Genomic DNA, 13,912 nt, shown 5'->3' with positions numbered 1-13,912 from the left:
GCAGTGTCGTATAAACCACCGAAAGGTGGTTTTTTATTATCTGTTTTTCGCCATTGCCATTGTTTCGCCATTCGGCTTCGCCAGAGAAAGAGGGTATTACTGCACCTCGAACACCAACCAAACGCGTACCACGCTATAGGTTACCAGCTGATTTCATCCCATCCGATGCTTTTCCATAATCTAATTATGGCAGGAAGCAGTCAAGCCTGACCCTCTAACGCCAGGCCCACCAATCGGGGGGCTTTTTGCTGGAGTAAGAGCAATTGAGGTCTTCAACGTTCGTCAAAAACCTTGAGTATCGCAATTCGGTATATAAAGTAACCAAGTACAATGAGAGCACCAGACGCTGCGCCCCAGATAAAACGGGATTCGTCTTTTGAAAATGAAAAGAAATAAATACAGGACAATAGGCCCGCAGAAGCAATTCCCATCCCCAACCCGCGCAGAATTCTGGATGCTATTAGTTTGATAATGTCCTGAGTGTTCATAATCCACCAAAAAAGTATTTACATACTTCGTTAAATTCATGCTTGTTTACATCTGCTACGCTGCATGCGTCAAGAAAAGGTTTCAATTTATCTTCAACAAGAAAATACAGAAGATCCAAATCACCCATACTCTTAAGTCGGTAGTAGAGTGCAGGGTTTTGGTTTTCAAGCTTTCTGGCCGTATAGATAGCTCTCGATGTTTCTGCGCCAATCGTCAGAGCACTTCCGATGACTACGCCAGCGGCGAACGAGGTCATAATACATGTCGATACGGCAGCACCTAGCTTTACTCCGGTTAGCTCAGCGAATATGAATTTACCAGCCATTACGCCTGTAAAATTTTGTGCAATACCCTGAATACTGTCCATGTTAACTTTTGACATGAACTCTCTGATTACGGCATTAACTATTTTTTTAGCTTCCTGATGAACCGATATCCCTCGTTTGAGCATGTTAGCCATCCTCACTCGATCATCAAAATTAGAATGACGATGAGTCGTGTCCATGAAGTCATATCCGAGGTAATACATACTGACCGGGAAAGAGAGCATTCCTTGGGCTACAGAAGCCAGGAAACCGGAATCGCCAACATCCAGACTTTTCAGCATCCTTTTTGCCAGAGATTTCGCGCTGTCCAATTCAAACCTTCCTTATGGTTTTGCTTGTGAAACAGACAGAATGATAATGAGGATACTACGAAAAAGAAAATGCAAAAGCCCCACCGAGTTGATGGTGAATTGTAGAGTTACACTTTTGTCGAAGCGTCGACGCCATGTAGACGCTGATTTTGAAGCAGCCATTCAAACGCTTGATCTTCCGCTGGATTGTGAGAAAAACTGGATTTAGCTCTCCGAAAATAGTGGCAGCAGAAGTGCAATCATCACCAGTGATTACCTGCGATTACCATATAAAAGAGTCTTACGTATCATAAGCTTATGATGCGTAAGGCTCTCTTATAGTTGTTAAAATCCCTCGGCGTTCGCGCTGTGTGGGTTCAGGTCCCACTCCGGGTACCATGGGAAACAAAGAATAATCAAAGCAATAAGCAGTGTCGTGAAACCACCGAAAGGTGGTTTTTTTGTGCCTTTGGCTTAGGGCGAAGTGATCGTATCTCATCGTCGTCCCGATCCTGCTGTGCCCGAGAATTTGCTGTTATACCAGAAGGTTAAGCCTGACTCTCTAATAACAAGCCCAGAAAGCAGGGCAATTTTCAGCTAACCTGCAACCAATCTTAAACAAACATTTCACTCGCCAGACACAGGTTGCCGCCGCTGATAAACTGGTTGGTATCCACCCTGGAGAGCGGAAGGTTATTGTCATGCAATATGAAGAACAGCAGCTTATCAACGGCCTTTTCGAGCGTCTAAAACAGACCGGACAACAAAACAGCCAACGGGATGCAGATGCAGAGCGTCAGATCGCTGAATTTGTCAGACAGCAGCCTGCGGCCCCCTACTATATGGCGCAGTCGATTTTGATTCAGGAAGCGGCGCTGAAACGCCTACAGGCCCGGGTTCAGGAGCTTGAAAGCGAATTAGCCGCGCAAAAAAGCAAACCCTCGACGGGCGGCAGTTTCCTCGGCGGCCTGTTTGGTGGCGGGAAAAGTAACCCGCAGCCTGACAACAGCTGGAATGCCCAGCCGCAACAGCCACCGGCGCAGGATTATTCTCGGGCGCAAGCTACTCGCGGCGGCGGTTTTATGGCTGGCGCGCTCCAGACAGCCGCTGGCGTGGCCGGTGGCATAGCGCTTGCCGAGATGCTTACCAGCATGTTCCATCAGTCGCGGCCGGAAGAGATCGTGAACATCATCGAAGAACCGACAATGCCCGTCGGTGGCGAACCGTTTGTCGGTAATCAATACGGCGAGGTTAATAACATCTCTGACACCCGTTTCCTCAACCAGAACGATCCGTTAGGCAGTAATAACGACGTCTGGCAGAATGACGATGTAGATGACGACTACAGCGATGACGACGATAGTTTTATTTAACGACGTTATCGTGTAACCACCGAAATGAAGTGAACCCCGAAAGTCAGGTATCCAACTTTCGGGGTTTTGCGTTTCCGGGTCAAAAAAGCCTTCGCGGCTAAGCCTGAAGGCTCATAAATCACATTCTTTTTACTACGTTTCTTACTAACAAACCTGTAAGAATTGCCGAAAGCAATCCAAACAAAGAGGCGATATCGACTAACGTATACTCCAGTTCTTCTATCCCATATGTGCCGAAATGATCCATCACGGAATCAGCCCATTTGGCAGATATCAAATCACACCCCACCTAAATACGCCTTCCTCACCTCCTGATTCCCCAGCAGCTCTTCACCGCTGCCGCTCAGCCGGATCTGTCCGTTAACCATCACATACCCGCGGTCGGAAAGCTTCAGCGCGTGATGCGCATTCTGCTCCACCAGAAAGATGGTCATGCCGTTGCGGGCCAGCTCGCGCAGCGTCTGGAAGATCTGTTTCACCACAATCGGCGCCAGACCGAGGCTCGGTTCATCCAGCAGCAGCAGCTTCGGACGGCTCATCAGCGCCCGGGCGATCGCCAGCATCTGCTGCTCCCCGCCGGACATGGTCATCGCGCGCTGCTTGCGCCGCTCTTTAAGGCGAGGGAAGAGGTCAAACATGGTTTGCATATCTTCAGCCGCAAACTGGCTGCCGATGGGGATGGTTCCCATCAGCAGGTTCTCTTCAACGGTCATATCCGGGAAGATTCGTCTGCCTTCCGGCGCCTGCGCAATGCCTCCGGACGCGACGTAGTGGGTGGATTTATGGCTGATATCTTCGCCGCTGAAAAGGATCTGTCCGCTGCGAATACGGGGCTGGCCAAAGATGGACATCAGCAATGTCGATTTACCCGCGCCGTTTGCGCCAATCAGCGCCACGGTTTCACCCTTATTGACCTCGAGGGAAACCTGCTTCAGCGCCTGAATGACGCCGTAGAACACGTCCACCTCGCGAAATGCCAGCAGCGGTTCGCTCATAGGGTGACCTCGCTTTCATCCGTACCCAGGTAGGCGGCAATAACCTTTTCATCATGCTGGATCTGCTCGGGTTTTCCCCTGGCAATAACATCCCCGTGGTCGAGCACGATAATGTCGTCCGAAATCTCCATCACCATCCCCATATCATGCTCAATCAGTAGTACCGTGATGTCATGATGATCCCGCAGAAAGCGAATAATGCTGCTGAGCTTATGCGTTTCAACTGGGTTAAGCCCGGCGGCGGGTTCATCCAGACAGATCATTTCCGGCCCGGTGCACATTGCTCGCGCAATTTCCAGACGCCGCTGCTGGCCGTACGACATCTCTCCCGCCAGGCGATTGGCGCACTCCACCAGATCCACCACTTCCAGCCAGTAGAAGGCCCTGTCCAGGGCGTCGCTTTCCGCCCGCCGGTATGCCGGCGTATTTAAGATCCCGGCAAGCAGATTGCGGTTAACGCGCATATGCTGCGCAACCAGCAGGTTTTCTACGACAGACATCTCGCGAAAAAGACGGATATTTTGAAACGTGCGCGCCAGCCCTGCGCGGTTGACCAGATGCGTTCCGCCGAACATTTTGTAGAAAAGACGCTGCCCGAACTGCGCGGGGTTAATCCAGTCTCCCGGCTGGAATTTTTGTCCGAGCACCTGAATAACGTTGGTCGTTTTATGGCGGGTATTAAATAAAATGTTGCCGCCGGAGGCCCTGTAGAAGCCCGTCAGGCAGTTAAACACGGTTGTTTTTCCCGCCCCGTTTGGCCCAATCAGGGCGGTAATTGAGCCACGCTGAACGTCCAGGTTGACGTCGTTTAGCGCCTTAATCCCGCCGAAGTGCATCATCAGATGTTCAACGCGTAATATCGTTCCGTTCATGGCGCGACGCCCTTACGCACGGCAAACCCGCTGCGGTTAATGCGGATCAAACCGCGCGGACGCCAGATCATCATCACCACCATGAGCATGCCAAACAGCAGGACGCGGTACTCGGCAAAACTGCGCAGCAGTTCCGGCGTTACCGTGAGCACAAAGGCGGCCAGCACCACGCCAAGCGTCGAGCCCATCCCGCCCAGCACCACAATGGCGAGGATCAGCGCCGATTCAAAGAAGGTAAAGGAGGTGGGATTCACGAACCCCTGATAGGTGGCGAAGAACACCCCGGCAATGCCCGCGGTCGACGCGCCCAGCGTAAAGGCGGAGAGCTTAACCAGAACATGATTCAGCCCCATCGAGCGGCAGGCAATTTCGTCTTCACGCAGCGCTTCCCACGCCCGACCAATCGGCATCCGCGTCAGGCGGTGCTTGATATAGAGCACCAGCATCACCACCAGGAACAGCACCGCGTAGATAAAAATAAACTTCATGTTCGGGTTGTAGGTCAGGTGGAAAAATTCGTGGAAGGGCACGCCGCCTTCTTTCGCGCGTCGTCCAAATTCCAGGCCGAAAAAGGTGGGGGGAGGGGCCGAGACGCCGTTTGGGCCGCCGGTGAAGGTCAACCAGTTGTTCAGTATCAGGCGAATGATCTCCCCGAACCCGAGGGTGACGATGGCCAGATAGTCACCGTGCATGCGCAGTACCGGGAAACCGAGCAGGGCGCCTGCGGCGGCGGCCATGATTGCCGCCAGTGGCAGCATGCTCCAGAAGCCTAAGCCGAGATACTGGTATCCCAGCGCCAGACCGTACGCCCCAATTGCGTAGAAAGCGACATATCCCAGATCCAGCAGGCCGGCCAGACCCACGACGATATTCAGCCCCAGACCGAGAAGCACGTAGATCAGCCCGAGAATGGCGACGGTCAGCACATATTTAGTGGCGACAAACGGAAAGCAAATCGCAAGGGCAATTACCAAAGGAATAATCCAGCGCATGCGGCTTTTGTATTCCGGTGGCCGGACATATACGCCCGCGCTATCGGCTTCGAAGCGCGCCTGGAAACGGGCGCCATCGGCGGTACCTAAAAAGACGCTCAGCAGAAAACGCCCGAGCATGACGATGCCAACCATCCAGGCCAGCCGTTGCCCGGCGAAGTTAAAGCTGTACCCGTCCAGCACCACGCCCGCTATGGGGCCGAAAATAATCAGCGCTATCAGCCCGGAAAAAATCGCGTCCAGCATGCAGCGTTTAAGTGAAAAACCGTGTGATGTCATCATTATCTCCCTCACACTTTGGCCACAATCGGGCGCCCAAGCAGGCCCTGGGGACGGAAAATAAGGATCATGACCAGCAGGCCGAACGAAAAGACGTCTTTATAGTCCGAATTCACCATGCCCGAGAACTGGGCTTCCGCCACGCCAAGGATTAGGCCACCGAGCATGGCGCCGGGAAGGGAGCCGATGCCGCCGAGCACCGCCGCAGTGAAGGCTTTAATGCCGATCACGAACCCGACGTAGAAATCAAAGGTGCCGTAATTCATGGTGATCAACACCCCCGCCAGACCGGCCATCGCCGCGCCGATGACAAAGACCAGCGAAATAATCCGGTCGGTGTTAATGCCCAGAATGGAGGCCATCTTACGATCCTGCTGTACCGCGCGGCACATCCGGCCCAGCCGGGTACGGTTGATTATCCAGGTGAGCACCAGCATGCCGGTAAACGAGGCAACCAGAATAAACACTTTGGTGTAGGTTATCTGCACGAAGCCGTCGCCCAGATGCAGGCGAATCACGCCGTCCAGCATGGTCGGCACTCCTTGCTGACGCGGACCCTGGCTCAGCTGCGCGTAGTTTTGCAGGATAAGCGACATCCCAATGGCGGAGATCAGCGGCGCCAGGCGCGTCGAGTTGCGCAGCGGCTTGTAGGCGATACGCTCGATGGTCCAGCCGTACACCCCGGTGACCACAATGGTGAACACCAGCGTCCCGAGAATGAGCAGCGGGAACGACTGCAGACCGAAGAACGAGAGCAGCGCCAGGCCAATGGCGCAGAGATACGCGGAAATCATATACACTTCGCCGTGGGCGAAATTGATCATCCCGATAATGCCGTACACCATGGTGTAGCCGATGGCGATTAAACCGTAGACGGAGCCCAGCGTTAAGCCATTGATTAACTGTTGCAGGAAGAATGTACTCATCTTAGCGCGCTCGTTTTATAGGCTGCGCAATGCGCGCAGCCGGATGTTTATTACGCGCCGACGGGCATGCCCGCCGACGTTGAGCGTGACTCCGTCCCGTTACTGCACTTCCTTATATTTTCCTTTGTCGTCCCACTGGTAAACCACGTAGTCAGACACTTTCAGATCGCCTTTGCTGTCCCAGGCTTTTTTGCCCATCACCGTGTCGACGGAATTGGCTTTCAGCCACTCGCTGGCTTTGGCGGAGTCCTTGCCGCCGGTGGCCTTGAAGGCCGCGGCAATGGCCTGTACGGAGGCATAGGAGTAAAGGGTGTAACCTTCCGGCTCGAATTTACCTGCGCGGAATTTCTCGATAACCGCTTTACCGTCCGGGATGAGGCGCGGGTCTTTACCGAAGGTCATGTAAATGCCGTTGGTATATTGCGTGCCCCCCGCAGCGGTCACCATCTCTTCGTTGACAATACAGTCGCCGGAGAAGAATTTCGCCTGCACGCCCTGTTCACGCATCTGGCGAACCAGCGGGCCGGCTTCCGGGTGACAGCCACCGAAGAATACGACGTCCGGTTTTTGCGCGCCGATCTTGGTCACCAGCGCGTTAAAGTCTTTTTCACCGCGGGATAACCCTTCATACATCACATCCTGTACCCCGCGCTTCGCCAGCGCCGCTTTGGTGGCGTCAGCCAGGCCCTGACCATAGGTGTCTTTATCGTGAATGATGACCACGCGCTTGGCTTTCAGCTTGTCGATGATGAAGTCGCTGGCCACCTGACCCTGCTGGTCATCGCGGCCGCACATGCGGAACATATCGCTCATGCCGCGTTCGGTGATCAGCGGGTTAGTTGAGCCGGGGGTAATCGAAATAATGCCCGCGTCGCTGTACACCTCGGAGGCGGGCATTGTGGAAGATGAGCAGAAATGGCCGACCACGGCATTGACTTTATCCTGGTCAACTAAACGGTTTGCGACGGCGACGGCCTGCTTGGGCTCGCAGGCGTCATCCCCCTGAACCAGTTTGATCTTCTCGCCGTTAATACCGCCTGCGGCATTAATGTCTTCAGCGGCCTGCGTTGCGCCATGCCAGTACTGATCGCCATAGGTCGCATTGGGACCCGTGAACGGCCCGGCCACGCCAATCACAATATCTGCCCGGGCGGAAAACGCCGTCACCAGGCAACCGGCCAACACAAGAGAAAGAGGAGTTCTGATTAATTTCAGCGACATTATTATGTTCCTTAGCAAAGAGGTTTTTGCACCACGGCGTAAACCCGAACGCCCGACGGCGCAGCCAATCCGAAACACGAGCAAGAACAAAATGCACTAAACGAACAAGATACAGACGGCATCCTGCATAGTACGGCGAGATTTCCCTGCGCAGAGAAGCGCGAAGAACGTTAAGCAAAAACGTTGCCAGAATGGTTAACCCATTGACGGGCATGTGACATGTTTGAGTATAGAGCCCCGCGTTATGCCGCCTTAGGGGAGGAGAAGAAATTACAGCGGAGATCACATATCGTTAACAATAAAGCCCATAAGTTGTGCAAAGGTCACGATTTGCACGTTTTTGCAGCAATAAAGACCTAAACTTCAGCCCGGAGAGGAGTGAGATATGTGTTAGGATCGTTTCCTTTTTTGCAGGAGTATCAGCGATGACTGAAGGCCCATTGAATGAAAGCGAAATGGCGTGGCTTGAAGAGACGTTAATGTCTTACGGTCATGATGACGCGTCCGTGATTGACGTGTCCGAACTGGACGGCATGCTTACCGCAGTGCTTTCCGGTCCTGTTGTCGTTGAGCCAGATGCCTGGCTGGTGGCGGTGTGGGGTGGCGAGAAGTACATTCCGCGCTGGAAAAACGATCGTGAGATGAACCGTTTTATCGATCTCTGCTTTAAGCATATGAACGATATCGCCGAGCGCCTGAGCGAGTACCCGGATCAGTTTGAACCTATGTTCGGTTATAACGACGTGGACGGTGAGAGCTATACCGTGGTGGAAGAGTGGTGTTATGGCTACATGCGCGGCGTGGCGCTGACGGACTGGTCAGCCTTGCCGGAAGCCCTGAAGGCCGATCTTGACGTGATTGCCCTGCACGGGACGGAAGAGAACAGCGAGAAGCTGGATGAACTGTCCGAAGAGGAGTACATCTCCAGCATCGAAAGCATCCAGCCTGCGGCGCTGCGCCTGTATAACTACTGGGTAAACAATCCGCAGCAGCCGGAAGTGAAGAAGCCGACGGTGAACGGCACGAAGGTCGGACGTAACGATCCGTGTCCTTGCGGCAGCGGGAAGAAGTTTAAGAGCTGCTGTTTGCACTGAAACATTTTTGTGGCATTGGTTCGTTCACCTTAAGACCAGTAGAAAATAATACGGTCTTTACCTGTGAACGAGATAAGGGGCCGTCGAGGCCCCTTATATGGCAAGGCGTATCAGACCGTGAATAAGCTGAATGTCTATTGTTGCTCATCGAATATCTTTGATCTCTACACCCTGAAGTGCTTAGTTGTATTCTTGGATTGTCATATATCTTTCTGGTATTTATCTTTTCATTTGACTCATGAATGTTTATTTTGCGCTTATTTATGCGTTGAATAAATTAAATCCTTTATCCCTTTCTGTGAAATAAGGTTTTAATGTTCGGCCTCCGGGCGTATATTTTGATTAACCTTATCGGTTGTTCAAAAGGATAATTGACGATGGCAGGACAATCAGACACGGTTCAATATCAGGATACACTGAATCGTTATTTACTTTATTTTCCCAGAAATAAAACCGTTTTATCTGATGTTCACTCGTTTAGCGGGGAAGAAGAACTCAGTAAACCTTACCGTTATACTATTCGCTTTACCAGCCCAACACCGAACATCGCGGTTAAAGACGTCCTTAACCAGATAGCCGAGTTTATTCTGCGTGCCCCGAATCCGAGAGCAGGCTGGCATCATCAGGATCCCTGGCTGCCGGTGCGGCAGATAAATGGCGTAATCACGTCATTTTCCCGTCTGAAGTCGTCCGCTGATGAAACGCTGTATGAATGCGTGCTGGAGCATGAACTGGCGCTGATGGACCGAAATTACCGTTCGGCCGTGTACATGGATATGACGGTGCCTGAGCTCGTCACGAAGTTAATGAAGGACAGCGGACATTTTCAGGGTTACAACATCGATTTCGACCAGCTGGGCTTCAGCTACCCGCTGCGGGAAATGGTTATCCAGTGGAAAGAAACCGATCTCCAGTTTATCCGCCGCCTGCTGGCCGAAGTCGGGATCTGGTTTCGCTTTGAAAATCACGACAAGGTACCGGCCGAAACGGTGGTGATTTTTGGTGACGGGGGCCGTCGCTACGTTTTCAGCGATAAAAAGCTGCCATATGTCCGTCATTCGGGCATGACCAGTCATGAAGAGTACGTTACCGGGCTCGAAGAGCGCTACCAGCTCATTCCCGAAAACGTGCTGGTCCGCACCTATAACTATCGCGATCCGTTTTCTCCGCAGGCGGATAAAACCATTACCGACAACGACATTCCTGACGGGATAACCCGCGGCAAACAGTACCACTACGCCGATCACTTTCTGAGTGAAGGCGACTTTTATGGGCAGGAGGCGGAAACGGCTACGTTTTACGCGCGCCTGCGCTATGAGCGTCTGCTGAACAATCAGAGCGTGCTGGGGCTGACGACCAGCGATCCGGAACTGCTGCCGGGCGTGATGTTTAACCTGACAGGAGATATTCCTGCCGGGTTTAAGCCCGGATTCGTTGTCACCACGATGACGCTCTCCGGCAGCCGCGCGGAGCACTATCGCGCCATCCTGAAGGGCATTCCTTATCTGCACGGCTACAGCTACCGTCCGGACTATCTGCCGCGTCCGGTGATAGCCGGAACCGTGCCCGGCCGCGTGGCGGCCATTAATCGCGATCCCACGTATGCCGGAGTCGATGCGCAGGGCCGCTACCGCGTGAAGTTTGATTTTGACCTTGATGAAAAACGTGACGGCTTTGAAAGTGCGCTGATGCGTCTGGGCAGACCGTACGGCGGGGATGTGTTTGGTTTTCACTTCCCGCTGCTGGACGGGACGGAGGTGGCAGTCGCCTTTGAAGGCGGCGACCCGGACAGGCCGTATATCGCGCACGTCATGCATGACGGCAGCCATCCGGATTTGGTCACAAACCGCAACGATACCCGCAACGTGATCCGCACGGCCGCCTCGAACAAAATCCGCCTTGAGGATCGCCGGGGTGAGGAACATATCAAGATTTCCACGGAGCACGGCAAGGGACAGGTCAGCGTCGGCCACCTGGTCGATGCCACGGGGAAAAAACGCGGGCAGGGCGTGGAAGCCCGCACCGATGACTGGATGGCGCTGCGTGCCGCCAAAGGGGTGCTCATTACCACAGAGGCCCAGCCCCGCGCGCAGGGCCAACAGCTGGATATGACGGCCGCCATCGCGCAGCTGGAAAAAGCATTGTCGCTGGCGATGACGCTGCAACAAAGCGCGTTAACGGCCGGTGCCGGGAATGTGGATACCGATCGGCAAAACCAGCTGGCTCAGGTGATGAACCAGCTGACAGGGCCGGGCATTCTGGCGTATGCCGAAAAAGGTGCCGCACACGTCACCCCGCAGAGCCTGCAGCTGTCCGCCGGGAAAGACCTGATCGCAACAGCAGGACAGGATGCCAGCGTGAACGTGGTGAAAAAATTCTCGCTGGCCGTGGGGGAAAAACTCTCGCTGTTCGTCCGCAAGCTCGGCATCAAGATAATTGCCGGTGCCGGGGATATCACGACGCAGGCCCAGCGTGGTGCCATGCACATGCTCTCGCAGAAAGATTTCACGATGGCGAGCACTGCCGGGAAGCTGAACGGCAGCGCCAAACAGGGCATACAGCTGGTCTGTGGCGGCGGCGGGATCCGAGTCAGTCCGAACGGACTGGTCACCATCTTTTCGCCAACGGGAATCGAACTGAAAGGACCCAACCTGAAGTATGACGGTCCGGAAAGCGCGCAGGTCACGGTCCCGCCGTTCAATAAGGGCGCATTTAAACTCCGCTACCAGCTGCACGCCGGAGACGACCCGGAGCAAATTCTCGCAAACAAAAAATTCAGGCTGACCAGCTCGGCCGGAAACGTGGTTGAGGGTGTTACGGACAGCAACGGTCATTCATCGTTACTCGATGCCGATGACCTGGATACCTACAAAATGGAGTTACTGTAATGACGGAAGCGAGAAAAAGCCCGTATGCGCCACGGGTAATATCAGAAGGGGATATTCCTGTACACAGGGATTTGGGGGAAGTCGCTCAGACCTGCCGTGTGGGCGTACCGCGCCCGATGCCGGGGATCGTTATTCTGGTCCACGGCGTGAATGATGTAGGCGAAGCGTACCAGAACCAGGAGAAGGGCATTATCGCGGGCCTGAGTAAACGTCTTGGCCGCACAGACTTTTACACCCATGAATGGGGGGAATACAGAATCACCCGTCCCGGCCGTTCACCGGTTATCCCGTTTTACTGGGGGTATAAGCCCGTCACCCATGCGGATTATGTTGCAGATCAGAAGCGGTACCGGGATGAAGTGGGTAAGCTGAAAGACCAGGCTCACCTGCCGTACGATGCCTATCAGGAAGATAACCCTGATAAAAAAGCCGATCTGGGTAATGACGGCAAAGGTGCGTTTAAGTACCAGAACGATAACTTTGGTAATGCGCTTGACGCGAACTTTGCCAAAGGGGGCGGCACCTTCGCGAACGCCACAACCAATATTCCCGACATGCTGGGGCCGGGGGCGGGCGGTGTGGCGCTGGCGGCTGCGGGATTTGCATCACTGCATATGAATGACGGGGATTACACTCACCCCATCTATGAAAACCCCCACCGGATTTACCAGTTTTTTGCCGCTCAGCGCCTCGCTGATTTGATTATTCAGATCAGAACCGAAGATGAAACTAAAAAAGATGTGATTAACATTGTGGCGCATAGTCAGGGCACGATCATCACCATGCTTGCCAATATGCTGGTGGTGCAGGCGGGTTTGACGCCGGTGAACTGTGTCATCCTGAATCATTCCCCGTATTCACTGGAATCCCGCACCGCGGAAAATATTCAGCCCGGCCATCACCAGACAGATAAAGCCCGGCAGGATACGTTTAAAAATTTCTGTCGGCTGATGGCAACGCATTACAAAGGCGGTGTACTTGATGACGCTGCGCTGAAGGAAATGGAAGGGGCCTGCACCCTGCGTAAACCGTCCGATAATCCATTGCGCAAAGACGTCAGGTTTTGCCGGGATAATAACGGGAAAGTCTATAACTACTTCTGTCCTAATGATGGCGTCGTGTCTCTGGCAAACGTTCAGGGTTTTGGCTGGCGGGGCATCCCAAAACTATCGCTGGCGATATTCCAAATTTATATCAGCGGGTCTTTTACCAGCATGGTGAGGTAGGGCTGGCTCCGACAGGAAAAGAGTTTACTTTGCCTGCGCGCATGACGGGGGATGCGGATTACAGCGGACCCTTAAGCACCAATTATCCTGATTCGGGATCTGGCGTGATTGTGAACGGGGAAGAATTGCCGGAGACGTTTATCTTTGCACTCCAGGGGCAGAATAATCATCTCAACAACGATAAGAAAACAAGCGATAAGCCTTACACCGCTGGCATCGATTCGCTCAGCCCGGATGCCTACATTTCGTATTCTGCAAAAGCCCATTCCATCAAACTGACGGAGAGCGCCACGTATGCCGTCAGCCGTTACCAGGGCGTCAGCTGGAGTCCCGGCCATATACTGACAGACGATGAGCTGCAGGTCGAAACACTCGGGATGAAAGAGCGTATCGGGTATGACACCAGGGTGATTCGTGGGGTGGTGACAGGAACGAAGGACTTTCTGAATGTCACGCTGACCTGGCTTCGTCCCCGCGACGAACTGGAAAAGGAATGGATGAAGGCAGATCCAGTCAGTTACAGCCAGCATTCTTCTATCGTGGCGAGCGAGTACGCGCCGTCTCATGCGATGGCGTTTGACCTGGCAATCGGCCAGTGCCGGGCGTTCGACTATAAAGCGGGTAAATTCTGGGAAGATCTGCTGCACCGCGCGGACTGGCGTGATCCGCAGAATGGCAATCAACATGCTAGAGACTATTACCGATCAGGAAAATTGAATGAAGCCTTGACCAAATGGTTTATGAATAAACCCAATGATGTACTGCCTAAAGGCGAGTTCGGCGTGGTCAACCAGTTTAACAACGCTACGACGGTTAAGCCGTCCCGTGACCTGGCCGCAGGGAATCAGGAGGTGGCAAATCTACAGTGGGATATGCCTAAGTCAAAATCTGACGGTGACCTGGGAATAACGAAACAAAAATCGTGGTGGGAATCATGACAG

The 13,912-nt window shown here is 53.5% G+C and carries 9 protein-coding genes and 1 pseudogene; 4 read left to right on the top strand and 6 right to left on the bottom strand.

Annotated features, from left to right (window positions below; genetic code table 11):
• Positions 1–484 precede the first annotated feature (484 nt).
• A complete protein-coding gene (locus INF68_RS12885; protein ID WP_126786439.1) occupies positions 485–1,126 on the bottom strand; it encodes a hypothetical protein in 642 nt (213 codons plus the stop codon).
• Between the two features lie 680 nt (positions 1,127–1,806).
• Between INF68_RS12885 and INF68_RS12880 the strand changes: the two genes are divergently transcribed.
• Positions 1,807–2,478 (top strand): DUF2076 domain-containing protein, encoded by a 672-nt coding sequence (locus tag INF68_RS12880; RefSeq protein WP_126786438.1) that lies wholly within the window; start codon positions 1,807–1,809, stop codon positions 2,476–2,478.
• Between the two features lie 278 nt (positions 2,479–2,756).
• On the opposite strand, the gene INF68_RS12875 is transcribed toward INF68_RS12880, so the two are convergent.
• From INF68_RS12875 to INF68_RS12855, 5 genes are all read right to left on the bottom strand, one after another.
• On the bottom strand, positions 2,757–3,473 hold the full coding sequence (locus INF68_RS12875) for an ABC transporter ATP-binding protein (protein WP_047741683.1): 717 nt from the start codon (positions 3,471–3,473) through the stop codon (positions 2,757–2,759).
• Positions 3,470–4,345: an ATP-binding cassette domain-containing protein gene (locus tag INF68_RS12870; RefSeq protein ID WP_045356847.1), complete on the bottom strand. Its 876-nt coding sequence runs from the start codon at positions 4,343–4,345 to the stop codon at positions 3,470–3,472. Before INF68_RS12870 ends, INF68_RS12875 begins: the two co-directional genes overlap by 4 nt.
• Positions 4,342–5,616, bottom strand: a complete 1,275-nt coding sequence (gene livM / locus INF68_RS12865) for a high-affinity branched-chain amino acid ABC transporter permease LivM (RefSeq protein ID WP_126786463.1) — start codon at positions 5,614–5,616, stop codon at positions 4,342–4,344. The genes INF68_RS12870 and livM overlap by 4 nt, the downstream gene beginning before the upstream one ends.
• An 11-nt stretch (positions 5,617–5,627) precedes the next feature.
• Positions 5,628–6,542, bottom strand: a complete 915-nt coding sequence (locus INF68_RS12860) for a branched-chain amino acid ABC transporter permease LivH (RefSeq protein WP_126786437.1) — start codon at positions 6,540–6,542, stop codon at positions 5,628–5,630.
• Between the two features lie 99 nt (positions 6,543–6,641).
• Positions 6,642–7,763 carry a branched-chain amino acid ABC transporter substrate-binding protein gene (locus tag INF68_RS12855; protein WP_126786436.1) on the bottom strand — a complete coding sequence of 374 codons (1,122 nt, stop codon included), beginning with the start codon at positions 7,761–7,763 and terminating at the stop codon, positions 6,642–6,644.
• Positions 7,764–8,188: 425 nt separating this feature from the next.
• Between INF68_RS12855 and INF68_RS12850 the strand changes: the two genes are divergently transcribed.
• From INF68_RS12850 to INF68_RS23505, 3 genes and pseudogenes are all read left to right on the top strand, one after another.
• Entirely contained in the window at positions 8,189–8,857 is a 669-nt protein-coding gene (locus INF68_RS12850) for a YecA family protein (protein WP_126786435.1), read from the top strand.
• Positions 8,858–9,234: 377 nt separating this feature from the next.
• Positions 9,235–11,745: a type VI secretion system Vgr family protein gene (locus INF68_RS12845; RefSeq protein ID WP_126786434.1), complete on the top strand. Its 2,511-nt coding sequence runs from the start codon at positions 9,235–9,237 to the stop codon at positions 11,743–11,745.
• A pseudogene (locus INF68_RS23505) lies at positions 11,745–13,909 on the top strand (DUF3274 domain-containing protein). The gene INF68_RS12845 and the pseudogene INF68_RS23505 overlap by 1 nt, the downstream one beginning before the upstream one ends.
• The last annotated feature ends 3 nt before the right edge of the window (positions 13,910–13,912 follow it).

This window comes from Enterobacter cloacae complex sp. P16RS2 (genome assembly GCF_014982155.1).
Taxonomy (GTDB): Bacteria; Pseudomonadota; Gammaproteobacteria; order Enterobacterales; family Enterobacteriaceae; genus Enterobacter; species Enterobacter cloacae_M.
The sequence above is the reverse complement of the archived record's forward strand: the minus strand, read 5'-3'. Positions and strand labels throughout refer to the sequence as shown.